Annotated in this window: 18 protein-coding genes; 8 read left to right on the top strand and 10 right to left on the bottom strand. The window is 66.4% G+C overall.

The window, feature by feature from the left end:
• Positions 1 to 104 precede the first annotated feature (104 nt).
• Both A3OK_RS0104625 and dxs read left to right on the top strand, forming a co-directional pair.
• On the top strand, positions 105 to 389 hold the full coding sequence (locus A3OK_RS0104625; RefSeq protein WP_019903764.1) for an exodeoxyribonuclease VII small subunit: 285 nt from the start codon (positions 105 to 107) through the stop codon (positions 387 to 389).
• Positions 390 to 486: 97 nt separating this feature from the next.
• Complete coding sequence (gene dxs, locus A3OK_RS0104620) at positions 487 to 2,472, top strand: 1-deoxy-D-xylulose-5-phosphate synthase (protein ID WP_026596935.1); 1,986 nt, start codon at positions 487 to 489, stop codon at positions 2,470 to 2,472.
• A 139-nt stretch (positions 2,473 to 2,611) separates the two neighbouring features.
• Here the strand turns inward: dxs and A3OK_RS0104615 are convergent, their stop codons facing one another.
• Positions 2,612 to 3,178 carry a superoxide dismutase family protein gene (locus A3OK_RS0104615; RefSeq protein ID WP_019903762.1) on the bottom strand — a complete coding sequence of 189 codons (567 nt, stop codon included), beginning with the start codon at positions 3,176 to 3,178 and terminating at the stop codon, positions 2,612 to 2,614.
• 203 nt (positions 3,179 to 3,381) lie between these two features.
• Here A3OK_RS0104615 and A3OK_RS0104605 point away from each other — a divergent pair, with 203 nt between their 5' ends.
• Together A3OK_RS0104605 and A3OK_RS0104600 are read left to right on the top strand one after the other, a co-directional pair.
• Positions 3,382 to 4,707 carry a dicarboxylate/amino acid:cation symporter gene (locus A3OK_RS0104605; protein ID WP_019903760.1) on the top strand — a complete coding sequence of 442 codons (1,326 nt, stop codon included), beginning with the start codon at positions 3,382 to 3,384 and terminating at the stop codon, positions 4,705 to 4,707.
• 242 nt (positions 4,708 to 4,949) lie between these two features.
• Positions 4,950 to 5,606 (top strand): hypothetical protein, encoded by a 657-nt coding sequence (locus tag A3OK_RS0104600; protein ID WP_019903759.1) that lies wholly within the window; start codon positions 4,950 to 4,952, stop codon positions 5,604 to 5,606.
• 127 nt (positions 5,607 to 5,733) lie between these two features.
• On the opposite strand, the gene A3OK_RS0104595 is transcribed toward A3OK_RS0104600, so the two are convergent.
• Positions 5,734 to 5,967 carry a GcrA family cell cycle regulator gene (locus A3OK_RS0104595; protein WP_018043414.1) on the bottom strand — a complete coding sequence of 78 codons (234 nt, stop codon included), beginning with the start codon at positions 5,965 to 5,967 and terminating at the stop codon, positions 5,734 to 5,736.
• Positions 5,968 to 6,443: 476 nt separating this feature from the next.
• Here A3OK_RS0104595 and A3OK_RS0104590 point away from each other — a divergent pair, with 476 nt between their 5' ends.
• Entirely contained in the window at positions 6,444 to 8,072 is a 1,629-nt protein-coding gene (locus A3OK_RS0104590; protein WP_026596934.1) for an inorganic phosphate transporter, read from the top strand.
• 146 nt (positions 8,073 to 8,218) lie between these two features.
• On the opposite strand, the gene A3OK_RS0104585 is transcribed toward A3OK_RS0104590, so the two are convergent.
• A complete protein-coding gene (locus A3OK_RS0104585) occupies positions 8,219 to 8,629 on the bottom strand; it encodes an EF-hand domain-containing protein (protein ID WP_019903757.1) in 411 nt (136 codons plus the stop codon).
• A 429-nt stretch (positions 8,630 to 9,058) separates the two neighbouring features.
• Here A3OK_RS0104585 and A3OK_RS0104580 point away from each other — a divergent pair, with 429 nt between their 5' ends.
• Together A3OK_RS0104580 and A3OK_RS0104575 are read left to right on the top strand one after the other, a co-directional pair.
• Positions 9,059 to 10,444: a glycosyltransferase family 61 protein gene (locus A3OK_RS0104580; protein ID WP_019903756.1), complete on the top strand. Its 1,386-nt coding sequence runs from the start codon at positions 9,059 to 9,061 to the stop codon at positions 10,442 to 10,444.
• Between the two features lie 313 nt (positions 10,445 to 10,757).
• On the top strand, positions 10,758 to 12,824 hold the full coding sequence (locus A3OK_RS0104575) for a hypothetical protein (protein ID WP_019903755.1): 2,067 nt from the start codon (positions 10,758 to 10,760) through the stop codon (positions 12,822 to 12,824).
• 58 nt (positions 12,825 to 12,882) lie between these two features.
• Here A3OK_RS0104575 and A3OK_RS0104570 read toward each other — a convergent pair whose 3' ends face one another.
• The 7 genes from A3OK_RS0104570 to A3OK_RS0104540 form a co-directional block, all read right to left on the bottom strand.
• Positions 12,883 to 14,220: a PAS domain-containing protein gene (locus A3OK_RS0104570; protein WP_245259311.1), complete on the bottom strand. Its 1,338-nt coding sequence runs from the start codon at positions 14,218 to 14,220 to the stop codon at positions 12,883 to 12,885.
• Positions 14,221 to 14,345: 125 nt separating this feature from the next.
• Positions 14,346 to 15,602, bottom strand: a complete 1,257-nt coding sequence (locus A3OK_RS0104565) for a Zn-dependent hydrolase (RefSeq protein ID WP_019903753.1) — start codon at positions 15,600 to 15,602, stop codon at positions 14,346 to 14,348.
• A gap of 82 nt (positions 15,603 to 15,684) precedes the next feature.
• Positions 15,685 to 16,722 (bottom strand): ABC transporter ATP-binding protein, encoded by a 1,038-nt coding sequence (locus A3OK_RS0104560; protein WP_026596933.1) that lies wholly within the window; start codon positions 16,720 to 16,722, stop codon positions 15,685 to 15,687.
• Positions 16,719 to 17,783: an ABC transporter ATP-binding protein gene (locus A3OK_RS0104555; RefSeq protein ID WP_019903751.1), complete on the bottom strand. Its 1,065-nt coding sequence runs from the start codon at positions 17,781 to 17,783 to the stop codon at positions 16,719 to 16,721. The genes A3OK_RS0104560 and A3OK_RS0104555 overlap by 4 nt, the downstream gene beginning before the upstream one ends.
• Positions 17,784 to 18,710, bottom strand: a complete 927-nt coding sequence (locus A3OK_RS0104550) for an ABC transporter permease (RefSeq protein ID WP_019903750.1) — start codon at positions 18,708 to 18,710, stop codon at positions 17,784 to 17,786.
• A complete protein-coding gene (locus A3OK_RS0104545) occupies positions 18,710 to 19,663 on the bottom strand; it encodes an ABC transporter permease (RefSeq protein ID WP_019903749.1) in 954 nt (317 codons plus the stop codon). The genes A3OK_RS0104550 and A3OK_RS0104545 overlap by 1 nt, the downstream gene beginning before the upstream one ends.
• Positions 19,664 to 19,816: 153 nt before the next feature.
• Positions 19,817 to 21,367 (bottom strand): ABC transporter substrate-binding protein, encoded by a 1,551-nt coding sequence (locus A3OK_RS0104540; RefSeq protein WP_245259412.1) that lies wholly within the window; start codon positions 21,365 to 21,367, stop codon positions 19,817 to 19,819.
• A 325-nt stretch (positions 21,368 to 21,692) separates the two neighbouring features.
• Here A3OK_RS0104540 and A3OK_RS0104535 point away from each other — a divergent pair, with 325 nt between their 5' ends.
• Positions 21,693 to 23,921, top strand: coding sequence for an FUSC family protein (locus A3OK_RS0104535; RefSeq protein ID WP_019903747.1), 2,229 nt, complete (start codon positions 21,693 to 21,695; stop codon positions 23,919 to 23,921).
• Positions 23,922 to 23,960 lie beyond the last annotated feature (39 nt).

Raw genomic sequence — 23,960 nt, 5'->3', positions numbered from 1 at the left:
GCCACCCTTGACGAAGTGCCGCCGCATGGGGCAGCCCACGCCCCCTTGGGCTTGTCGGGCAGGCGCACGCAGGCTTAGACCGGCAGGATGAGGGGTAACCTGAGATGACCGCAGCGCGATCTGCCGTGGCGGCGACAACCGATTCGAAGGCGTCCGACGAGGGCCTCGACCTGCCGTTCGAGAAGGCGCTCGAACAGCTCGAAGAGATCGTGCGGCGTCTTGAGAAGGGCGATGTGCCCCTCGACGAATCGGTCGCGATCTACGAGCGCGGCGAGGCCTTGAAGCGGCATTGCGAGGGCCTGCTGCGCAAGGCAGAGGCCCGGATTCAGACGATCACGCTGGGTCCCGACGGGCGGGCGGCGGGCGTCGCTCCCCTCGATGTCGGTTGAGGCCGAGAGGTCGCGATGCGTCTCGGTTCTCTAAAGAATATTCATCTGCCGCAAATCTTTGCGCGCATGTCTTTCCTCCGGGCGTGAGGTTGCTTCGGTGTCACGGATAGAAACCTCGATCCTCGACGGGCTTGACGAGCCGTCTTCTCTTCGTGCGCTTCCGGAGAGCGCGCTCCAGGGTGTGGCGGACGCGGTGCGTCTTGAGATGATCGACGCGGTGTCGGTGACGGGCGGTCACCTCGGGTCGGGTCTCGGCGTGGTCGAGCTGACGGTGGCGTTGCATCACGTGTTCGACACGCCCGACGACCGGATCGTGTGGGATGTCGGTCACCAGGCCTATCCGCACAAGATCCTGACGGGGCGGCGCGACCGGATCCGGACCCTGCGCCAGCCGGGCGGGCTGTCGGGCTTCACCAAGCGTTCGGAGAGCGTCTACGACCCGTTCGGCGCAGCGCATTCCTCGACCTCGATCTCGGCGGCGTTGGGCATGGCGGTGGGGCGCGATCTCGACGAGGCGTCGGCCAAGGCCAAGGGCGCGCCCGCACCCAAGCGCCGCAACATGGTGGCGGTGATCGGCGACGGCTCGATGTCGGCGGGCATGGCCTACGAGGCGATGAACAATGCCGGCGCGCTGCATTCGCGCCTGATCGTGATCCTCAACGACAACGACATGTCGATCGCCCCGCCGGTGGGGGCGATGTCGGCCTATTTCGCGCGCCTGGCCTCGGGCGGGACCTATCGCTCCCTGCGCGAGACCGCCAAGCAGCTCGGCAAGCTCCTGCCGAAGGCACTCTACCAGCGCGCCGCGGCGGCTGAGGAATATGCCCGCTCGCTGGTGGTGGGCGGCGGCACGATGTTCGAGGAGATGGGCTTCCACTATGTCGGCCCGGTCGACGGGCACAATCTCGACCATCTCCTGCCGATCCTGAAGAACGTGCGCGATTCGGATGAGGGCCCGATCCTGCTCCACGTGGTGACCCGGAAGGGCAAGGGCTACGCGCCGGCGGAGGCCTCGGCCGACCGCTACCACGGCGTCGTCAAGTTCGACGTGCTGTCGGGGGTGCAGGCCAAGGCCAAGCCGAACGCGCCGGCCTATACCCGCGTCTTCGGCGAGAGCCTGATCAAGGCGGCGGATGCCGACGACAAGGTGGTGGCGATCACCGCCGCGATGCCGGGCGGCACGGGCATCGACCTGTTCGGCAAGGCGCATCCCGACCGGACCTTCGATGTCGGCATCGCCGAGCAGCACGCGGTGACTTTCGCCGGCGGGTTGGCGACGGAGGGCTACAAGCCGTTCGTGGCGATCTACTCGACCTTCCTGCAGCGGGCCTACGACCAGGTCGTGCACGATGTGGCGCTGCAGAACCTGCCGGTGCGGTTCTGCCTCGACCGGGCCGGCCTGGTGGGGGCGGACGGCGCGACCCATGCGGGCGCGTTCGATCTCGCCTATCTGTGCTGCCTGCCGAACATGACGGTGATGGCGGCCTCGGACGAGGCCGAGCTGGTGCATATGGTGGCCACGGCGCACGCCCATGACAGCGGCCCGATCGCCCTGCGCTATCCGCGCGGCGAGGGTGTGGGCGTCGACCTGCCCGAGCGCGGCGTACCGCTGCCGGTCGGCAAGGGCCGGATCGTGCGGCGCCCCGAGGGGGCCCGCGTGGCGCTGCTCAGCCTCGGCACGCGCCTCGGCGAGGCGCTGAAGGCGGCCGACCAGCTGGAGAGCGCCGGCATCGCCGTGACGGTGGCGGATGCGCGCTTCGCCAAGCCGCTCGACGAGGCGCTGATCCTGGATCTGGCCGCCTCCCACGAGGTCCTGATCACCCTGGAAGAGGGTTCGGTCGGCGGCTTCGGCGCGATGGTGCTGCATCTCCTGTCGGAGAAGGGCGCGCTGGATGCGGGCCGGGTGCGGGTGCGGACGCTGACGCTGCCGGACCTGTACCAGGACCACAACAACCCGGACACGATGTACGCCGAAGCCGGCCTCGACGCCGACAGCATCGTCAAGACCGTCATGGCCACCTTGCCGGAACAGAAGGCACGGTCCGGCGCCAAGCTCGTGAGCATCGGCAAGGCTCAGCGCTGACCTTTCAGCGCTGAGCCAGACAAGACACAAGGCGCCCGCTCATGCGGTCGCCCTGATGTCCGTCTCGGCCGTCGTATCCCCTCGAAGCCGTGCCTCTAAGCCTTGCCTCGCAGCCATGGGTCGAGGATGCGAGGGTGGATTACTTGATCACCGAGCAGGCGATCCGGGCACCCGCACCGCCGATGGGCTGGCTGGTATGGTCGTCCGCATTGGCGTGGATGATCAGGGCCGATCCGTCGGCATCCTTCAATCCGCCCTCCCCCGTGAGCGGCGTCTCGCTCGACACTTCCGCATTCACCGAACCGTCCGCATTGGCATAGACGTTCGGCAGGTCGCCTTCGTCGGGACCTTCCGGGTTGAGCAGGCCGTGCTTGCTCTGGTCGTGGTTCACGTGGGCCTTCGACTTCTCGAACTTTTCCATGTCCGAGCAATCGGCCACGGCGTGGAAGTGGATGCCGTGCCAGCCCGGGGGCAGGCCGCCGGGTTGGATTGCCAGACGCAGCACCAACGCGCTCGCCCCATCGCGGATGGCGATCGTTCCGATCGGTTCACCCTTCCCGTTGACGACCTTGCTCTCGTAGGTCTGCGGAGCGGCCGAAGTCGCGGGTGCGGCTGCCGCAGGAGCCGGTGGCGCAGCAGTCGGGGCCTGTGCGAGGGCGGGTGCGACGCCGCCCACCAGGGCGAGGACCGACAGGAATCGTCTCATGGCGTTTCTCCTCTCCACGCCGGGGCGATTGTGGAGCTCTACAGGGGAAATCCCGGCCGACCGTTGCCGACGAAGATCGCATGGGCGAGGTCGCCTTCGCCTTCGGGTCGGTAGCCATGTGTGTCGGCCGAGCCCGGACGGCAACCGGTTTTGATCGGCACGGCCCTTGCTGCGACCTCCGATCTCGTGCGTGGACCGAACCAATGTCGACTGCCGCCTTCTCCACTGCGGTCCCCGCGACCCGCGCGCCGCTCTACACATCGCTGTTCTTCCAGGTGGTCGTGGCGCTGATCCTCGGTATCGTCCTCGGCATGGTCGCCCCCGGCTTCGCCCAAGGCCTGAAGGTGTTCAGCGACGGCTTTCTCAAGCTGATCTCGATGATCGTGGCGCCGATCGTCTTCTGTGTCGTCGTCCACGGAATCGCCGGAGCGGGCGACCTCAAGAAGGTCGGCCGGGTCGGGGTGAAGGCGCTGGTCTATTTCGAGGTCATGACCACGGTGGCCTTGGCCCTCGGTCTGATTCTGGCCTACCTGTTCGGCCCCGGCCACGGCATGAACATCGATACCTCGACTCTCGATCCGAAGGCGCTCAACACCTACGCTGAGAACGCGCACAAGCTCCAGGGCGGCGGCCTCTCCAGCTTCATCCTCAACATCATACCCACCACCTCCTTCGATGCGCTGGCCCGCAACGACGTCCTCCAAGTGCTGTTCTTCGCCATCATCTTCGGCATCAGCCTGGCTCTTGTCGGCGGAGAGGCGGGTGCCCGCGTCACCGGTCTGATCGAGGCTCTCTCCACCGTCCTGTTCAAGGCGATGGGGCTCATCGTGCGGCTGGCGCCCCTCGGCGTCCTCGGCGCCGTCGCCTACACGGTGGGTCGCTACGGAATCGGTTCGCTGCAGCAACTCGTGTCGCTCGTCGCCTTGTTCTACGTGGCGGTCTTCTTCTTCGTCGTGGTCGTGCTCGGTGGCGTGATGGCGCTGGTCGGGATCAACATCTTCAAATTCCTCGCTTATCTACGCGAGGAGCTGACCATCGTCCTGGCGACGGCCTCCTCCGATGCGGTGCTGCCGCAGATCATGCGCAAGCTCGAGCATCTCGGCGTCAAGGATTCGGTCGTCGGCCTCGTGGTGCCCACCGGCTATTCCTTCAACCTCGACGCCTTCTCGATCTATCTCACCCTCGCCGTGGTCTTCATCGCGCAGGCGACGAACACGCCGCTGAGCTTCGGCGACCTCCTGCTGGTGCTCGGCATCTCACTCGTCACCTCTAAGGGCGCCCACGGCGTGCCGGGCTCGGCCATCGTGATCCTGGCCGCGACCCTCAATGCGGTGCCGAGCATTCCGGCGATCGGCCTCGTCCTGGTCCTGTCGGTGGATTGGTTCGTCGGCATGGCTCGCGCGGTCGGCAACCTCGTCGGCAATTGCGTCGCCACCGTCGTGGTCGCCGCCTGGGAGGGGGATCTCGACCGCGAAAGGGCCCATCGGGTGCTGGCCGGAAACGGGCCCACCGATGCCACGCTGAGCTAAAGCCCCGCATTCGCTTCGCAAGCGAACCTTCATCACCGTGCGGAATGAGCCGGCCGAATGACCCGGTCAAGCCGCGACGGGTCGAAGCTTCAAATCCATCGCGGTTTGGCACAGCATCGTGGACGCGATCATAAGGTTTCGTTAAGCTCTTTCGACCGTCCGCCTTCAATTGCGGTGCGGCGAGTGCGGAGATGGATCGCTGTTTCGCATCCGATCTCTCGGCACCAGCCTGGAGAGGGTCGATGGCAGTCCAGAATCATCGGTTTTCCGCCATCGTCTCATCGATCGGCATTCTGGCGCTCGGCGCCACGTTGTTCGCGAACCCCGCTTCTGCCGAGGACGCGACGCCCGCACCGGCGGGACGGACATGGACCGATCCGCCCGAACGCAAGGCGGCGCCCTCGCCCGTCGTCGGCCGCGAGGAGACCAAGCCGCAAGAGGTCCGAAAGGCGGACGTCGCGGCCAGTGGAGGACAGGGTCCTCGGATTCGCCGCGACGTGGCTGGCAGAACCCGGTCGGCGACGGCGAACCGGCAGGCGATCAGGAAGGTATCCTCACCCAAGATCGCCCGGCGCGTCGTGCCGGCCGATCGCCAGGGCATCCGAGCCGTTGCCGTCAGGCCTCCCGTCGCTCGGATCGCGCGGGCGCAATCCTGGACCGTCCGTGCCTATCAGCCGTCCTACGTGGAAGCGTCCGGCTTTCGTTACGGCTATACCTCGGACGAAATCCCTGTCTATCGCCGTCGAGACGAGGGCTTCACGGATTACCGGGCTGCTCGACTCCGGCAGGCACGAGAGGCCGGTTATCTCGTCGTCCGCGCCGGTGATCTGAACAGCTTGCGCGGGCGCTCGTTCGAGACCATCCGCGAGCCGGAAGATCGGGACGATCCCGAAGAGTGATCGTTCCGGACGAGCCTGCATCGGCGGGCTCACGATCGGAGTTTAGCCGGCGGCATCCGCTCACGCGAAATGCCCCGCCGGATCGAGCCGGCGAGGCATCGTAGAGATAAAGTCGAGGATCGACGGTTTAGCGAAGTCGGCCGGGGCGCGCCGGCTCGAAGACGATGCGGCGGTGGAATGCACACCAGCTCTTGCCGTCCGGCGCCGGTGCGCCGCAGCAGACCGCACGATCGTTCGGCTCGCCGATGATGAACTTGCACACGAAGGCACCCGACTGTGCGAAAGGCACGCGCAGTTCGGCCGACGGTTCGGCAATGGCGTCTGCATCGCCGATCTGTGACAGGCGAACGAGTTGATTCATGTAAGACGTACTCGCAGGATCTGCGTCTCTGGCGGGCGCGCGCCCGATGGGACCGTGGATTGAAATCCGCCGTAACTGACGGTCCTTCAGCCCCGAGGCATAACGACGATGCCCTGGTTCCTTCCGATCCGTCCCGTGACTTTTAACAGGCCACGATACGACGTTGTCATGATGCCGTTGTATCTGGGGTTCTTTAGCCCTTAAAACAAGTCTCGACGCGCAAACGTGCTGCAGCGCACAGGAATTGGCGCTTTTTGGTGAGGTGAACGACGAAGCTCACCCTCCTTAGCGCTCAACCTCTTTCTTTTTCGAGAATGTCGACCGCGCGAATCGTTTGCAGCCAGCATTGCTGTGTCGAGTGATTCGCCTGCCGCGAGGCATGTTTGGCAGGCATCGACGTCGACCTGTCATGGAACTGATACGGTATCGGCTCAGAGGGCTCCCGCACCATCATCGTCGCGCGGAGAGCCTTTCCGATGTCCGATTCTCTTTCAACACAAGCCTTGCCGGCGGCCGATGCCCGCCCGGGACCGCGTCTCGACCATGGGGTCCATTCCGGTGGCGTCATCGCATTTCTGGCGGTCCTCGTGGCGGGTCTCGCCTACGCCCTGTTCAGCCTGATCCAGGATATGAACGCCGTCGGCGAAACGCCTCTGGCCATCGGTGCCTTCGCCCTTCTGGCGCTGGCGCTGCTGATCGCCCTCGCCTTCGAATTCGTGAACGGCTTCCACGATACCGCCAATGCCGTGGCGACCGTGATCTATACCCACTCCATGCCGCCGCTCGCGGCGGTGGTCTGGTCCGGCTTCTTCAACTTCCTCGGCGTCATGCTGTCTTCCGGCGCGGTCGCCTATGCCATCGTCACCCTCCTTCCCGTGGAGTTGATCCTTCAGGTCGGCTCTGGGGCGGGGTATGCGATGATCTTCTCGCTCCTCATCGCCGCGATTTTGTGGAACCTCGGCACCTGGGCGCTCGGCCTGCCGAATTCCTCCTCGCACGCCCTCATCGGCTCGGTGATCGGCGTCGGTCTCGCCAATCAGCTCATGGCCTCGGATGGCCACGGTACGTCGGGCGTTGAGTGGTCGCAGGCCTTCAAGGTGCTTCAGGGTTTGCTGATCTCACCGGTCCTCGGCTTCGTGATGGCGGCGGGGCTGCTCCTCGCCATGAAGGCCCTGATCAAACGCAAGGATCTCTACGAGGCGCCCAAGGGCGAGACCCCTCCCCCTCTCTGGATCCGTGGCGTGCTGATCTCCACCTGCACCCTCGTATCGTTCTTCCACGGCGGCAATGACGGGCAGAAGGGCATGGGGCTCATCATGCTCATTCTCATCGGCGCAGCGCCGACCGCCTACGCCCTCAACCGCACCATGTCGGACGACATGACCCCGGTCTTCGTGGAGCAATCTCACGGGGCCAGCGCCGTGTTTCAGGCCCACGCCGACGGGCGGGGATTGCCCGAGCCCGCTTCCGCCCGCATTCAGGTCGCCGAGGCCTTGCGCACCAAGGACCTGAACCAGCCTCAGGTCTATGCCGCGCTCGCCTCGCTCTCCGACGATATTGCGTCCTCGGTCCAGAAGCATGGCGCGATCCGTCAGGTGCCGGCGGCAGCGACGCCGAACCTGCGCAACGACATGTACCTCGCCTCCGATGCGATCCGCCTGCTGCGCGATGCCGGTGCGAGCCTGTCGGTGGAGGAAACCAAGACCCTGAAGGCCTATTCCGGCCTCCTCAACGACGGCACCCGCTATATCCCGACCTGGGTGAAGGTCGCGGTCGCCCTGGCACTCGGCCTCGGCACGATGGTCGGTTGGAAGCGCATCGTGGTCACCGTGGGCGAGAAGATCGGCAAGACGCATCTCACCTACGCTCAAGGGGGCTCCGCCGAGATGGTGGCCGCAGGCACGATCGGCCTCGCCGAACTCTACGGGCTGCCGGTCTCGACGACGCATATCCTGTCGAGCGGTGTCGCCGGTACCATGGCGGCCAACGGATCGGGCCTGCAGGTCTCGACGATCCGGAACATGGCGCTCGCATGGGTCCTGACGCTGCCGGCAGCGATCACGCTCGCGGGGAGCCTCTTCTTTCTGCTACGCCACGTTTTCTGAGACCGGACCCGGTCGCGGCATCTCACGCCGCGGCCTGTCGTTCGGCCGCCATAAAAATAGCCCCCATGCGCGCTGGTGCATGGGGGCTTCATCGTCCGTTGCAGCCTGCGGCCGCCGCACTCGCGGCGCTTATGCGCCGCGTCTGCTTACTTGATCAGCTTGACCAGGGCCTTGCCGGCGGGGGTCTTCAACTCGGCGGCATCGAGGGTGCCGTCGTTGTCGGGATCCGCCGCCTTGAAGCGGGACTCGACGAGGGCGAGGTACTCTTTCTTGTCGAGGGTGCCGTCCTTGTCCGGATCGGCTTCCGCGATCGCCTTCTTGCCACCGCGGCCCTTCAGCTCCTTGGCGTCGAGGGTGCCGTCCTTGTCGCCTTCGAGGGCGTCGAACTTGGCGCCGGCGACGGCCAGGACTTCCTTGAGGTCGATCGTGCCGTCATTGTCGGTGTCGATCATCGAGATGACCTTGTTGCCCTTGGCGGAGGCAGGCGAGGTGATGGCGATGGGAGCGGCCAGAGCGGCGATGGCAAGGAGAAGGGGGAGTTTGGAGCGAGCGATCATGCGTAAACCTCCTAAAGTTGAGTCAGCCGGGCGGAATTATCACATGATTTTGCGGATGCGAAGGTGTGATATTGCAGGACAGTATCCCATCCTCAACTCACTTGCGGACGACACGTCCCTCGTTGCGTGCCGACCATGGCCGCCTGAGAATGCTGCCACGAAAGCTTTGATCATCGACCGGCGAACGAGTTCTTCTTCCGCGTGGATCAAGAATGAGGTGAAGAGCAGCAAAGGAGAGCGCAGATCGACATGTTCCACCCCGTAATCAAAGTTGCCACACGTCTTCTCAAGCGCGTCTCACCCTGGAATGTCTTCAGGTCTCGGCGGTCCAGGTTCCTAGACTGTCAAACGGCCTTCGAGAGAGCCGATTGGCAGACGATCCTGACCCTGGCCCGCGACGCCGATCGCGTGAAGGAAAGCCCTCCGCTGATGGCCATGTTCATCCGTGCGGCTGGCGAGACGCAGGATGCGGACGCGCTTGGCTGGGCCGAAGGCCAGTGCCTGGACGCCGGATGGCCCCATGCGGACCGTCACGCGGTGAGCCGCAAGTTCCTGCTGCTCGGTGAGAGTGCCGCTGCCTGGAAGATTTTCACGGCCGATCCATCGGTGTTTAAGGACCCGAAATTTGCACGTCAGGCGAAATCGTTCCTGGCACATACCAAGGATGCCGCCCTTCGATCGGAGATCACGGCGGCGCTGTCCGAGGCCGGCTACGTGTCGCCCGGGTCCGCCACCGAATCCAGGGCGGCGACGGCGATCACGTTTCCGTTTCCCGATTCCGAGCGGCGTGCTCAAGGTACCGTGGAAATCCGGTCGAGCGAGCGGACCCCGTCCCATCACGCCGCCGCCGTCATCGGCGACATCGAGGGTTTCGGAAAGAGGGCCGCACGGGCAAAGCCGCCCGAGATCATCGAGTACCGTGACGTGTTCGTGGATCGGGACGGCCAGATCTGGCGCGAGGACGGCAGCGTCGTCGTCTCGAAGGGCTTGCCTGTCTCGCGCCTGTCGCGAGAAGGGGCGCCCACCATCACCGCCGGCTTCTTCGCCATCAAGGGTACGCGCGGGATCTATCACTGGCTGGTGGATCGCCTGCCGCTCTTCTCCTGGATGCTCGAGGACGCGGCGCCCGAAGCGGCGATCCTCCTCAGCGACCAGGCGCCACCCTTCGAAAAGGAGACGCTGCGCTTGTCCGGCCTGCCCCAGCAGGTGGTGGATGTCGGCGACGCTCTCTTCGTTCGCCGCCTGCTGGTTGCCCGCAGCGGCATGCAGGGCCTCACCTATTGGGAGCGCGTGGCGCCCATCATCGAGCGGGTGAAGCAATCCGCCCGCGCCATCGCCATCCAGGAGAACGCGACGGCTCCCGACGCGCTCTACATCTGCCGCCGTGATTCCGACAGACGCGCCTTGCGGAACGAGGCTGAGATCGAGGCGCAGGTCGTGGCGAGAGGGTATGCGAGCGTGATGCTCGGGAGGATGCCGCTATGGCAGCAGATCTTCATCGTGTCGTCGGCGACGCGGATCGTCGCTCCTCATGGGGCCGGCCTGGCGCACATCGTGTTCGCGGAGCCCGGCACGCGGATCACCGAGATCATTCCGATCCAGGATGGCACCTATCGTCTGCGCCTCAACTTTGCCCGCCTCAGCCTTGTGATGGGCCATCGCTACCGGGCCTGGATGGAGCCCCATATCGGCGCCCTGAACAGCTGGGACGTCGATGGTCCGGCATTTCTCCGCTTTCTCGACGAGGATCGGTCCGGTGGCGGCTCTCCCGGTAAGGCGGGAAACGCCGACGATCGGTCGCGACCGCCACGATAGGGCCTATTTCCCGCGACAGGTCCGGCGACACCGAGACTGTGTGGGAGACGCTCGGCAAGGGCATATGACTGGCTTTGACGATATGGTGCGAGAACTGGACTCGGCGACCGGACCTTGCGGACAGGGTCGCGAGGTGGGATATCCGTGCTGGGTTATCGACTAAGCCTTTGTCAGTGCGCCATTTCTCGATGCGGGCTGTTGCTTCCTGGCGTAGCATCGCTCTAGATTCGAGCAGGGAGATCGACGTGGGGCCTCGACCTGAAACACGCGCGGCGAGACGCTGCGTACCGGTCTCCCGGCGAGATGGGCGTTCATGCTGATCTTCGAGAACGTCTGGGTCAGCTCACTCCAATCGCGGTCGCATGCCGTCCTTTGCGGGCTGACCGCTGCCATCCCGACGAACCGGCGTGTCGGTATCCTATGCGCCTCGAAGGTGGAGCGCCGCGCTTTCTGCGACACCATCACGGGGGTGCGACGGCCCGCCATCGGCAGGCTTCGGCGGGAGGCGAACATCTCGAGCCCCGTGGGCCGAATGGCCGGAATCGTGTCGCATCATACGCTGAGGCGGAACTGTGTGTTCGCCGCCAAGATGCACCGGATCGACGCGGCGAGTCTGATCAAGTTCGTGTCGTTCGTGGCCAATATCGATGCCTTTATGGATGTGGAATACAAGAACGTCCCAGCCGATATCAGCGTGGCCTTCCGGTATGCTCTCTCTTACGGATTGCCCTACGAGACCTATCTCGTCGAAGGCGATGTCGTACCCCATACGGCCGAGTTCACCGACCGTTTCACGGCCGTGATCAAGCAACGGCTGGCGACGAGCGGATTCATCGTCATCTCGCCGAACGTCAACATGATCCGTGAGTTCTGCGACGTCGTCGGGGTCGTCCAGAGCGACAGGATCTCGCTCTACTCCAATGCCGAGCGGGCGATCCACGAATACAACAGGCTGCTCGACCAGAACAAACCGGACGTGGATGCCAGCGAAACGCTGCTGTCGCGGATCCGGCGCGCGTTGAAGCAAGAAGATTGGCCGATGGTCTCCGCCATCGCCACCTCCGAGATGCAGGACAATCCGGATAGCCCGACGGCGATCTGGCTACATGGCGAGATAGCACTCTCGCGGGGAGATCGTCGGCGCGGCATCGACCTGATCATCCGTGCCTGCCAGGCGAAACCATCCTTCGAGGAGCCCTGGAAGGCGTTGGTTCGCGTCGCCGACGACGAGCAGGACGAGGAGAGACTCAAATTCCTGGCGTCCGTACTCATGACCAGCGGTCAAAGCCGAGTCATGCGGATGGCGGCGAAGATCATCGAGCAGACCGGCACCGACGAGGCGGCCGTGGACGCTTGGCGGCAGGTCGCAGCGGCGGCCCAATCCGATCTCGGCATCCTGATCGAGGCCGGTGACCGCCTGCTCCGGGCCGGTGCGGCTCGCGACGCGGCCGAGATCTTCGCGGTCGCCTACGCCGCGGATCCGACGAACGGACGCCTTCTGATGCTGCTCTACCGCAGTGAATTGGCTTTCGCCGACGATCAGCGCTTGGCCGAATTGACGGCACTGATCGCGGTCGTTTGCCCCGAGGAGAGCGAGCGCGCCGTCCGCATCGCCCTGCGAGCACGTCGATTGGGAATCAAGGCGGTCGAGGATGGTCGTTCGCTGGTACTGCCCGACGCCGAGGTGGACGATACGGTGTTGGGCAGGAGCGGGCGCGCGATGAAGCTCCAGGATTGGGGTGCCCTCGCCGAGATCGCCGATGACGAGCTTCAGCGCGATCCGGAAAGTGCCACCGCGATCTGGCTCTACGGCGAGATCGCCATCGCCAAGGGGAACCGCCAGCGCGGCGGCGATCTGATCCTGCGCGCCTGTCAGTCGGATGCCGAATTCGAAGAGCCCTGGAAGACCCTCGGTCGGCTGGCCGACGAAGAGAAGGACGAGGAACGGCTGAGCTACTACGTCTCGGCACTGATGACCAACAGCCAGGGCCGGATCAGGCGGATGGCAGCCAGAGCCATCGAGTCGACGGGTGACGAGGAGTCGATCCTGGCGGCCTGGCGTGCGGTCGCCCATGTGTCCGGGGCGGATCCCAGCCTGATGCTGGAGGCGGGCGAGCGCTTGTTCCGCTATGGGGCCGCGAACGAGGCGGCCAAGATCTTCTCGCAGGCTCTCGATACCGATCCCGGGAACGGGCGTATCCTGATGTTGCTCTTCCGCAGCGAACTGAGCTTCGCCGATAACGAGCGGATGATCGTGCTTGCAGGCAAGGTCAATACGATCTGTCCGGATGAGAACGATCGCGTCATCCGCCTGACCATGCGCGCGCGCAGGGGCGAGCTGGGCAAGCTGATCCGGGAGCGGCTGGCGGTCTCCGTCTGAGGCGGCGTGAATCGCCGCCCCGTAAGCTAGCAGACGTCCGCCTTTCGGGGATTGAGTCCTATGCCTCCCGCACTCCGGGCTTGTGCCCCGGATCGAAGGTGAAGATCACACCCGCCTGTTCCAGAACCTGGCGTATTGCTTTCACGGTGTCGCGTCGCGGGCGGATAGTCGCGTCAGAATCCTCGATCCGCACGATCGTCGACACCGAAACGTTGGCGCGTCGTGCCAGTTCGTCCTTCGACAGGCCGGTCAACCCGCGTGCGGCCCTGACCTGGGCAGAAGTCAGCTCCTCGCCGCCGCGACCGATATCGGTCGCAGGGCCGCGGACGTCGGTGGTCGATGAGGCGGCCTGGAAGCGGCTCTGCCCCGGCACGCTCAAGCACACGCCGACCCACTCCTTCACCGAGCCATCCCGGTTCATGATCGGCACGCCGCGGGCGTTGAACCAGCGATAGATCCCGTCGATGCAGAGGACGCGGTAATCGGTGTTATAGGCTGTGTCGTGGCTGAGCGCCGTGCGCCAGGCGAAGTTCGTTCGCTCCCGGTCGTCGGAATGCAGGACATTGATCCAGCCGAGTCCCTGGAACTGCTCGCGGCTCTGCCCGGTGAGGTCTTCCCAGAGCGGCATGTCGATCGCCTTCCCGTCGGAACTGACGATCCAGACCACTGCGGCCGTGGCCGAGATCAGGGCCTTGGCGCGATCATGCCCCTGTTCCGCGGAATGCTTGGCCTCGTGGCGGTCGGTCACGTCCTCGACGACGCCGATCGCCTGGCTCGGACGGTTGCCGGGGCCGAGCACCACCTCGGCGTGACTGGCGATCCAGCGCAGTGTCTGATCCGGCCGGATGATGCGGAACTCCCGCTTCAGAGGCCGGCCCTCGCGCAGCAACGTCAGCATGTCCGTATGCGCTGCGCGATCGTCGGGATGCATCATCGCCTCGACGACACCGAAGCTCAGCGCGATCGATGGGGACAGGCCGAGAACCCTGTGGAGCCCGATCGATCCGTTGATGCCGAGCCCATCGAGGTCCGCGGACCAGAAGCCGACCTCCGTGGTACTTTCCAGGAGCTTCAGCAAACGGCGGGACGGCAACCGACGTGATGCACCATCCGACCGTCCGGATGGATCCATCAGCGACCGTGTCGACATGGTTGCTCCTTCCCTGGCTGATGCGCCGTCTAACGTGAACGTTTTTGTGCCAGGATGTTCCGAAGCAATATGTCGGTGCGTGTTTTTCGATCGCAACACAACCCGGTGCGCATCGGAAAAGAAACACTTCCGCATCCGTCTCCAGCGATTTTCGCTGCCGTGACGTCGAATGCCAGCGTCGTGACCCGTTTTCGACCGGCCGAGCCCGCTTGCCGCGTCTCGAGAATCGGCGCCGATGAGGCACATTCAAGCAATCGCCCCATCGTTTGGACGCAACCGCATATCGCCTGCCGATGATCGACGCTGTTCGGATCGCCGTTGGACGCGCCCAGCCCGGCGATCCGCCTCGATCTCGCTGGGATAGGGGCCGCTCAGCCGGTCTGCGCCGGCGCGTCGGCAAGGGCAAGGAGGGTCTGGAGCAGGACGTCGGCGCCGGCGGTGCAATCGACTTGGGTCGCCGATTCGGCCTCGTTATGGCTGATCCCATCGCGGCAGGGCACGAAGATCATGGCCGTCGGGGCGAGTCCAGCGATGTTGCAGGCATCGTGGCCGGCGCCCGACACCATACGGCGATGGCTGAGACCCAGTCCCCTGGTCGCCGCCTCGACCGCCCCCACCACCCCGGTGTCGAACGGCACCGGTTCCTTGCGCCAGATTCGGGTGAGCACGATCTCGAGCCCGCGCCGGACGGCGATGGCTTCCAGCTCTGCCCGTAATTCGCTCTCGACCGCGTCGAGGGTCTCGCTCTTCGGGTCGCGCAGGTCGAGGGTGAAGCGGATGCGACCGGGTATGACGTTGCGCGAAGGCGCGCCGATCACCGCTTCGCCGATCGTCGCCACAGCGGTGGGGCCGTGTGCATGGGCGATGCGCTCGACGGCCAGCGCGATCTCGGCAAGGCCGTTGAGGGCGTCACGCCGGCGCGGCATCGGGGTGGTGCCGGCATGGCTTTCGAATCCTGTCACCACACCATCGAACCAAGCGATCCCCTGCCCGCCCTCGACGACGCCGATGGTGGTCTCCTCGGCTTCCAGGATCGGGCCCTGCTCGATATGTAGTTCGACGAAGGCTCCGATCTGGCGCTCACCGACGGGCTCGGTCCCGAGATAGCCGATGGTCTCCAGTGCCTGCGCCACGCTGATGCCGGCGGCGTCGAGCCGCGAATGGATGTCCTCCACGGTGAATTCCCCGGCATAGGCGGCCGACGCCATCATGGCGGGGGCGTAGCGCGAGCCCTCCTCGTTGGTCCAGTTGACCAGAAGGAGCGGCGCGTCGGTCTCGATGCCGGCATCGTTGAGCGCGCGCATCACCTCCAGCCCCGCCAGTGTACCGAGGATGCCATCGAACTTGCCCCCCGTCGGCTGCGTATCGAGGTGCGAGCCGCAGGCGATGGGCAATCTCGTCATGTCGCGGCCGCGCCGGAGGGCGAATTGTGTGCCGAGCGCATCGACGCCGACGTCCAGCCCCGCGGCTTCGCAGGCGTCCCGAAACCAGTCGCGGACCCGCTTGTCCTCCTCCGACAGGGTCAGCCGATTGATCCCGCCGGCCGGGGTGGCGCCGAACCGGGCGGTCTCCATGATCGTGGACCACAGGCGTGCGCCGTCGACGCGGAGATTGTGGGTCGTGCTCATAGGAGTGTCCGTTGTCGTCTCGACCCAGATAAAACGATCGGTGCCGCGCGTCTCCCTCCTCCGCTGAGGTGGGAAGGGCCGATCACACCGACGCCGCCGTCAATTCTGCCCGCTGCGACTGGAAGCTACCCGCCGCATCGTCGGTCTTCCAGCAGGCGGCGCGATGCCCCGGTCCGGCCTCGACCACAGGTGGGTCGCCGACGCGGCAGCGATCCTCGGCGAGGAAGCAGCGCGGTGCGAAGGGACAACCCGGCGGGCGGTTGGCGAGATCGGGCGGGCTGCCGGGGATGGTCTGCAGTCGGGAGCCCTTGGCCAGGGCTCCGTCGGCGCGGCTGCGCAGGAGGCCGATCGTGTAGGGATGATGCGGGTTCAGCACCACCTGCCGGGCCGAGCCTTCCTCGACGATGCGGCCGGCATACATGACGGCGATCCGGTCGGCGACTTCGACGGCCGCGCCCAGATCGTGGGTGACGAAGATGGTGGAGAGCCCGAGCTCCGCCTGCAGGTCACGCAGGAGCAGCAGGATCTGGATCTGCACCGTGGCGTCGAGGGCCGTGGTCGGTTCGTCGGCGAGGAGGACCTTCGGGTTGCAGGCAAGGGCGAGGGCGATCATCGCGCGCTGGCGCATGCCCCCCGACATCTCGTGCGGATAGGCGTCGAGGCGCCGCTCCGGGCTCGGGATGCGCACCCGCTCGAACTGTTCGAGCGCGCGGGCGCGCGCCTCGGCGGCACCGACCTTCTCGTGCTGGCGGATCGCCTCGATGATCTGACGGCCCACCGTGTAGACGGGATCGAGGGCCAGAAGCGGCTCCTGGAAGATCATCGCCACTTCACGCCCGCGCAACGCGGTCAACTCGCGCTTGCCCATCGCCATCACGTCGCGGCCGGCGACGACGATGCGGCCCTCGATCGCCGTCTTGCGCTCGGGATTGAGCCGCATGATCGCGCGCAGGGTCACGCTCTTTCCCGAGCCGGACTCGCCGATGAGGGCGATGGCCTGCCCACGAGCGAGAGTGAGATCGACGCGATCGACCGCGCGGACCTTGCCGCCGAAGGTGACGGAGAGCCGCTCGATCGCGACGGCGGGTTCGCCCTTGGCGGTCGTCATTGCGTCGCTCATGCCGCCACTGCCCCTCCGGTCGGTGCCGCGGAATGGCCCGATCCCGGCTGGCGGGCGAGGCAGGCCACGCGATGGACGGGATCGACCGGGCCGAGGGGCGGGACATGGCTCCGGCAGACATCCTCGACGATGCTGCAGCGTGGGTGGAAGCGGCAGCCCGGCGGCGGGTCGATGGGATTGGGCGGGTCTCCGGCCAGGGGCGCCACGGTGGTGCGGTTGTCCGGGTCCATCGAGGGCATCGAGGCCAGGAGTGCCTTGGTATAGGGATGGGCGGGGGCGGCCAGCACGGTATCGGCTGGGCCGATCTCCACCACCTGCCCGAGATACATCACCGCCACCCGGTCGCAGATGAAGCGCACCACGTTGAGGTCGTGACTGATGAACAGGTAGGTGAGGTCGAATTCCTGCTTGAGGTCCATCAGCAGGTTCAGCACCTGCGCCTCCACGGACTTGTCGAGGGCCGAGACCGCTTCGTCGAGGACCACGAGGCGCGGCTCGAGCGCCAGGGCGCGAGCGATGTTCACGCGCTGGCGCTGACCACCGGAGAGTTCGTGCGGGTAGCGGGCGGCGAAGCGTGCCGGTTCCAGGCCGACGCGGGCGAGCAGGCTGCGCGCCCGCTCGATGGCCTGACGCTTCGGCACCCCGTGGACCTGGGGCCCGAAGGCGATGGAGCCCTCGATGGTCATGCGCGGATTGAGCGACGAATAGCTGTCCTGAAAGACCATCTGGGCCTGGGCGCGGAACTCCCGCAAGGGCAGCGCCCGGCTGCCGATGCGCTCGCCGTCGAACAGCAATTCGCCCTTGTCGTGCTGGGTCAGGCCCATGATGAGCCGGGCGGTGCTGGACTTGCCGCAGCCGGATTCACCGACGACGCCCAGCGTCTCGCCCTTCTTGATGTCGAAATCGACGCCGTCCACGGCGCGCACGACGGCCTTCCTGCCGCCGACCCCCTTTTTGACCGGAAAATGCTTCACCAGCCCCTCGACGATGAGGAGCGGCTGGCCGGGGCCGCCCCGGTCGCGGGCGGAGGGGACCGGATTCGTTGCGGACTGCGTGCTCATCTACTTCACTTCCATCGCCGAGCGCAGGCCGTCCGAGAACAGGTTGAACGAGATCGAGACGATGAAGATGGCGAGGCCCGGCAGCGCAGCGACCATGGGATTGACGTAGATCGCCGTGCGCAGGGTGTTGAGCATCAGGCCCCATTCGGGCTCCGGCGGCTTCACGCCGAGGCCGAGGAAGGACAGGCCCGAGGCGAGGATCATCGACACGCTGATGAGACTGGTGGAGTAGACGAAGATCGGACCCAGCACGTTGCCGAGCACCTGCGCCCGCAGGATCGTCAAGGTCGAGGCGCCCGAGAGGCGGGCCGCGTCGACATAATCGCGTGAGCGGATCTGGGTGGTCACACTCTCCGCGACGCGGGCGATCTGGGGCGTGAACACGCAGGTCAGCGAGACGATGGAGTTGAACACGCCCGCGCCCAATGCGCCCGAGAGCGCGATGGCGAGCAGCACCGAAGGGAAGGCGAAGAACACGTCGATGGTGCGCATCAGAACGGTGTTGAGCCAGCCGCCGACATAGCCGGCGAGGATGCCGATGCCGGACCCGAGGATGAAGGCCAGGATCACCGGCGTGACGCCGATGAACAGGGAAAGGCGCCCGCCCAGCATCAGGCGGCTCAGCATGTCGCGTCCGAGCTCGTCCGAGCCGAGGATGTAGGTGGCGTCGCCTATGGGTTTGAGCCGCCGCACCATCGAGCCGCGATACGGGTCCATGGGAGTGATCCACGGCGACAGCAGCGCGATGGCGACGATGGCGAGGATGACGAAGGCGGCCGTCATCGCCACGGGGTCGCGCAGGAGCTTGGCCAGCACGTTGCCCCAGAACCCGCGTGAAGCGACGAAGGCGTCCGGTGCGGCGGTGAGCGGGGGCGCGCCGCCGGCAATGTCGATGGCCGATGCGGCCGGACTGGTTCCGAGTGCCATCAGCCCCTCTCGATGCGCGGGTCGAGTGCCGTCTGCACGACGTCGACGATGAGGTTGAGCGCGACGAAAAACATCGCCAGGACGAGGATGGCGCCCTGCAGCAGCGGCAGGTCGCGCTGGAAGATCGCGGCGTTGAGGAGGAAGCCGGTGCCGGGCCAGGCGAACACGGTCTCGATCAGGATCGAGCCGCCGAGCAGGTATCCGAGCTGAAGCCCCATGATCGCCAGCGCGGTGGGGGCCGCGTTCTTCACCACGTGCTTGAACACGCCGAATTCCGAGAGCCCCTTCGCACGCAGCGCCCCGACGAAATCCTGGGAGAGAATGTCGCCGACGAGCGCCCGGACGGTACGGGCGATGACGCCCATCGGGATCACCGACATCGTGATGGCCGGCAGGATGATGTAGCGCAGATGCTCAAGATCCGGCCTCCAGTTACCCGATCCGTCGGGGCCGGCTCCGGTAGAGGGCAGCCAGCCGAGCTGGGCCGAGAACACGATCACCATGACCATGCCGAGCCAGTAATGCGGCACGCTCACCCCGAAGACCGAGATGGCGGAGGCGGCCCGGTCGAGGGCGGAATCGCGAAAGTAGCCGGCGACGAAGCCGAACAGGCAGCCGAAGGTGAAGCCGATCAGGGTCGCGACGGAGGCGAGGATCAGGCTGTTGACCACCGCGCGCCCGACCTCGTTCAGGACCGGGCGGCCGCTGGCGATCGATGTGCCGAGATCGCCGTGGAGGACCTTCCAGAGCCAGAGCGCGTACTGGACCGGCAGCGGCTTGTCGTAGCCGTAGGCGGTCCGCATGGCGTCGATCGTCTCTTGCGTGGCGTCCACCGGCAGGACGGCGCTCAGGGGATCGCCGGGCGCCAGATGCACCAGCAGGAAGCAGACGATGCTGACGCCCAGCGCCACCGGGGTGACGGTGAGCAGGCGGTGGAGGATGAAGCTCAGCATGGGAGCATCCGGATGACCTCGATCCATTGTGGCGGCACTCCCCCCCTGGCGGGAAGGAGATGGAGGTGGGGGACCAGCGGCCCTCACCTTTCAAAGGCTGGCGGAGCCAGCCCCACCCTCGGTCCCTCCCCGCGAGGGGAAGGACCGACGCTCTCACTTCCCGACCGTGATCGGCGAGAAGTCCTGGAACCAGTTCTGTGCTTGGACGAAACCCTTCACCTTCGGGCTCATGGCGCGCGGGTTGGTGTCGTGGGCGACCATGAGGAACAGCGCCTCGTTGACGTATTTCTCGTGGATCTTCTCCAGCACCTTGGTCTGTTCGGTCTTGTCGAAGGCGTTGCGGGCTTCGTCGAAGAGCTTGTCCATCTCCGGGTCGCAGTAGAAACCCCAATTGGTGCCGTTCGGCGCGGCGAGGTTGCACTGGGCGTGCCGGACGAAGCCGGTGAAGGGGTCCTGGATGAAGTAGGAGAAGTTCAGGCCCGTGGCCTTGCGCGCCGATTCCGCCTTGGCACCGCCGCGCCACAGGTTGATCAGGGTGTTCCACTCCACCACCTCGAAATCGACCTTGATGCCGACTTCCGCGAGGTTCTGCTGGATCACCTCGTTCATCGGCAGCGGCTGCATCTGGCCCGAGCCCGATGGCGAGATCAGGATCTTGGTCACGAGCGGCTTGTCCGGGCCGTAGCCGGCCTCGGCCAGGAGCTTCTTGGCCCCCTCCGGATCGTAGGTCGGCTTGAAGGTCGGATGACCGAACCACTGGTGGCCGGGCGGCATGAAGCCTTGGGCCGGGATCATCAGGCCGCCGAGCATATCCTTCATGCCCTCGCGGTCGATGGCGAGGTTGGCCGCCTTGCGAATGCGGATATCGTTCCAGGGCGAGCCCTCGATCCGCGACAGGTGCCAGGTCCAGTTATGCGGATAGGCATTGGTGACGATGCTGAAACCCGCGCCCTTGAGCGAGGCGACGGCGTCCGGCGGGGGCGCCTCGATCCAGTCGACCTGACCCGATCGCAGGGCCGCGACGCGGGCATTGGCCTCCGGCAGCGGCACCAGCACCAGCTTGTCGAGCTTGGGCACCCGCGCCTTGTCCCAATACTCGGCGTTGGGCGCCATCTCGGCACGCTCGCGCGGAGCGAACAGGGTGAGCTTCCACGGTCCCGTCCCCGACGGGGTCTTGGCGAAGGCGTCCCAGCTCTTGCCGACTTTCTCCCATTGCGCCGGCGAGGACATCATGATCCAGGCGATCTGGTAGGGCAGCGTCGCGTCCGGCACCTTGGTGGTGATCTCCACCGTCATCGGATCGACCACGCGGTAAGTGGCGACACCTGGGATTCGCGAGCGCCCCTGCGCCGATTGGCGCGGATCGAATTGCGGCGCATCGTTCTTGAGGAGTTTATCGAGGTTCCACACCACCGAATCGGCGGTGAAGGGCGAACCGTCATGGAAGCTCACGCCGGGGCGCAGCTTGAAGATCCACTTGGTCTTGTCGGCGGCATCCACCTCCCAGGAGGTGGCGAGACCGGGGGAGAGGTCGGAGGGCTTGGTCGCGCTCGACAGGTCCCAGTTGATGAGCCCGTCATAGACCGTGTAGCCCATGAAGCGCATGCCCTCGCCGCCATTGTCGGCTTGGCCGGTGGTGAGCGGGATGTCCGATGCGGTCATGCCGATCCGCAGCGTTCCCTGCGCCCAGGCCGCCGGAACCATGCTGCCGGTGACGAGCGCCGCGGCCACGAGCCCCACGCGAAGATGTTCTGCCAAGCCTCTCATCGTGTTGCGCTTTTCCTCGATGACCATTGCCGCTGACCGATTGTCGGGGGCAAATCTGGTATGCAAGGTACCGGCCAAGAGGCACGATCCACGGCGGATCGGAGCGAAAATGTATACAGCTGCCGCCGCAGCGCTTGGCCGCCAGGGGCATCGCGAACCGCATGGCGATGGTGCACTGCACGCGTGAAGATGGGTTCTGCGCGCCGTCGATCGGCTTTAAACCGGCTGTCACCGGGCATGCCGCCCGGCGGATCGTGTTACGGTGCCCCTCCCTTCCATCCCGACGGCCAAGACGGGCCCCAATATCAAGGCTGGCGGTGCCGCCTCCGAGAGCCTTCGGCGCCGGCGCGCCGCCGGTTTCCTCTTAGGCCGCGGATCTCTCTCCGCTCCGGGATCGAATCTGGCGCGCTTGCCGATCGCCCTCGACCCACGCGGTCTCAGCATCATGGAGGGGATTCGGGCGGCCTGCGCCTTCGGCACCGTCATCCTCGTCCATGAATTCGTGGCGTGGCCACCCCTCCTGATCATGGCGCTCGCGGCCAATCTGACCTGCTTTGCCGATATCGGCGGTCCGATGCGCTCGCGCCTCATGGTGCTCGCGGTGTTCTCGGTGCTGGCCGGCGTCGTATGGAGCCTGTTCGGGCTGATGCAGCCGCATGGCCCCGCCCTCGTCGTGCCGGTCGCGACCCTCGTCATCTTCTGTTGCACCTATGCCCGCGTCTGGGGCGTGCAGGAGCAAACCGCCGGCAACGTCCTCGTGCTCGTCCTGGCCTTCGCCCTCGACCGACCGCTCTCCGGCAGCGAAGCCGCCGTCGCCGGAGCGATGGTGCTGGCCGGCGGCCTGTGGGCGACGGTGCTGGCGCTCGCCTTGTGGCGCCTCAACCCCTATCGCCCGACCCAGAGGGCGGTGGCCGAGGTCTGGCGCCGGCTCGCCCTGCTCAGCGGCGACCTCGAAGACCTCGCGGCCTCGGAGAAGGCCGATGCGGCCGGGTTCGACGACCATGCCCGCGCCCATCGTCGCGGCGTGCGCGAGGCGATCGAGCTCGCACGCAGCCTGATCGTCGACCTCGCCCGCAGCCGCGAGCGCGTCTCAGACCGAACCGCCCAGGCCCTGATCCGGCTCGAGAGTGCCGAGCAGGCCTTCGCCGCGCTGATTGCCCTGTCCGACCGGATCGAGGCCGATCTCAACCCCAACCGCCAGGTCCGGACGCGGCGCCTGCTGCGGCGGCTGAGGCCGCTCCTCCTCGTGGTCGCGCGGGCGATCCGCGACGACACCATTCTCGATCTGGCGCGCATCGAGCGTTCGATCGAGCGGGCCGGGCGTGGCTTCTCCTCCGATCCGGCCCTCAAGGCCCTCGCCGAACGCATCCTCGACCGCGTGCGCATCGGGGCCAAGCTCTCGACGCCGGAAGGGTATCGCCCCGGCGGCACTCTGCTGGGCAGTGCCAGCCTGCCGCTGCGCCGGCGTCTGCTCGGCCCGCTGAAGGCGAACTTCACCCTGGCTTCGCCCAACCTGCGGCACGCGATCCGAGCGAGTGTGGTCACGGCACCGGTCCTCGGCCTCACCCTGCTCTGGCCGGGGCCGTTCACCCACTGGCTCACCATCACGGTGGTGCTGACGATGCAGCCCTTCTACGCCGCCACCTGGCAGCGAGCCCTGGAGCGGATCGGCGGCACGGTGCTCGGCGGCATGCTCGGCGCCCTGCTCGCCAGCGTCGCCACCACGACCCTGACGCTGGCGGCCCTGATCTTCCCCTTGAGCATCATCGGCTTTGCCGCGCGGCAGGTGAGCTACGGCGTCTTCATCGCCTGCCTGACGCCCCTCGTCGTATTGCTGGTGGAAGTGATGGAGCCGGGCCATGCCTCCTGGGAAGTCGCGGGCATGCGGGCGCTCTTCACCCTCCTCGGCGGTCTCATCGCCGTGGCGAGCAGTCTGCTTCTGTGGCCGGTCTGGGAGCCGGATCAGGTCCGCCTCGAACTGAAGAAGGCGGTGAAGGCGCATGCCGATTTCGCGCGCACGGTGCTCTCGAACCGGGCGGAGGCCGAGCGGAGCGGGGCAGCCGAACAGGCGGCGCGGGCGAGCGGCCTCGCCCTCAATACCCTGGAGGCCGCCCTCTCCCGCGCTCTCCAGCAGCCGCGCGCCGGACGACATCCGCAGGTCGAGACCGCCATGGTCGCCGACGCGACATTGCGCCGGATCGGCGCGCGCCTGTCGGCGCTGCGCTATGCCGCCGAGCCGAGACGCGACCCGAAGAGCGATGCCGAGAACGAGGTGGAGGCGTGCCGCGCCTGGACCCTGTGGATCACCACCACCCTCGCCCGGCTCGCCGAGGATGGCAGCGCCCTCCCCGCCCATCCCGACCTGCCCCGCGCCGACAGTCTCGTCCGGCTCGTGACGCAGGTGGAACTCCTGACCGAGACCCTGCGCCCGACGCATTCGCGCGAGGAGGCGCACCTTGCGGAGGCTGCCGCCGGGACGGCCGGACGCTAGGTCTTTCCGCGGGCTCGGGGCTAAAGAGTTCGTCGTCTC

The organism is Methylobacterium sp. 77 (assembly GCF_000372825.1).
GTDB lineage: Bacteria > Pseudomonadota > Alphaproteobacteria > Rhizobiales > Beijerinckiaceae > Methylobacterium.
This window is presented reverse-complemented; position numbering and strand designations above follow the sequence as displayed.

Bases quoted from the DNA above. Each gene is read 5' to 3' on its own strand.
- A3OK_RS0104615 (WP_019903762.1), bottom strand. From the start codon at position 3,178: ATGAGACGATTCCTGTCGGTCCTCGCCCTGGTGGGCGGCGTCGCACCC.
- A3OK_RS0104540 (WP_245259412.1), bottom strand. From the start codon at position 21,367: ATGGTTCCGGCGGCCTGGGCGCAGGGAACGCTGCGGATCGGCATGACC.
- A3OK_RS0104550 (WP_019903750.1), bottom strand. From the start codon at position 18,710: ATGGCACTCGGAACCAGTCCGGCCGCATCGGCCATCGACATTGCCGGC.
- A3OK_RS0104560 (WP_026596933.1), bottom strand. From the start codon at position 16,722: ATGAGCGACGCAATGACGACCGCCAAGGGCGAACCCGCCGTCGCGATC.
- A3OK_RS0104545 (WP_019903749.1), bottom strand. From the start codon at position 19,663: ATGCTGAGCTTCATCCTCCACCGCCTGCTCACCGTCACCCCGGTGGCG.
- A3OK_RS0104590 (WP_026596934.1), top strand. From the start codon at position 6,444: ATGTCCGATTCTCTTTCAACACAAGCCTTGCCGGCGGCCGATGCCCGC.
- A3OK_RS0104570 (WP_245259311.1), bottom strand. From the start codon at position 14,220: ATGTGCCTCATCGGCGCCGATTCTCGAGACGCGGCAAGCGGGCTCGGC.
- A3OK_RS0104565 (WP_019903753.1), bottom strand. From the start codon at position 15,602: ATGAGCACGACCCACAATCTCCGCGTCGACGGCGCACGCCTGTGGTCC.
- A3OK_RS0104625 (WP_019903764.1), top strand. From the start codon at position 105: ATGACCGCAGCGCGATCTGCCGTGGCGGCGACAACCGATTCGAAGGCG.
- A3OK_RS0104595 (WP_018043414.1), bottom strand. From the start codon at position 5,967: ATGAATCAACTCGTTCGCCTGTCACAGATCGGCGATGCAGACGCCATT.
- A3OK_RS0104580 (WP_019903756.1), top strand. From the start codon at position 9,059: ATGGCCATGTTCATCCGTGCGGCTGGCGAGACGCAGGATGCGGACGCG.
- A3OK_RS0104555 (WP_019903751.1), bottom strand. From the start codon at position 17,783: ATGAGCACGCAGTCCGCAACGAATCCGGTCCCCTCCGCCCGCGACCGG.
- A3OK_RS0104600 (WP_019903759.1), top strand. From the start codon at position 4,950: ATGGCAGTCCAGAATCATCGGTTTTCCGCCATCGTCTCATCGATCGGC.
- A3OK_RS0104575 (WP_019903755.1), top strand. From the start codon at position 10,758: ATGCTGATCTTCGAGAACGTCTGGGTCAGCTCACTCCAATCGCGGTCG.
- A3OK_RS0104605 (WP_019903760.1), top strand. From the start codon at position 3,382: ATGTCGACTGCCGCCTTCTCCACTGCGGTCCCCGCGACCCGCGCGCCG.
- A3OK_RS0104585 (WP_019903757.1), bottom strand. From the start codon at position 8,629: ATGATCGCTCGCTCCAAACTCCCCCTTCTCCTTGCCATCGCCGCTCTG.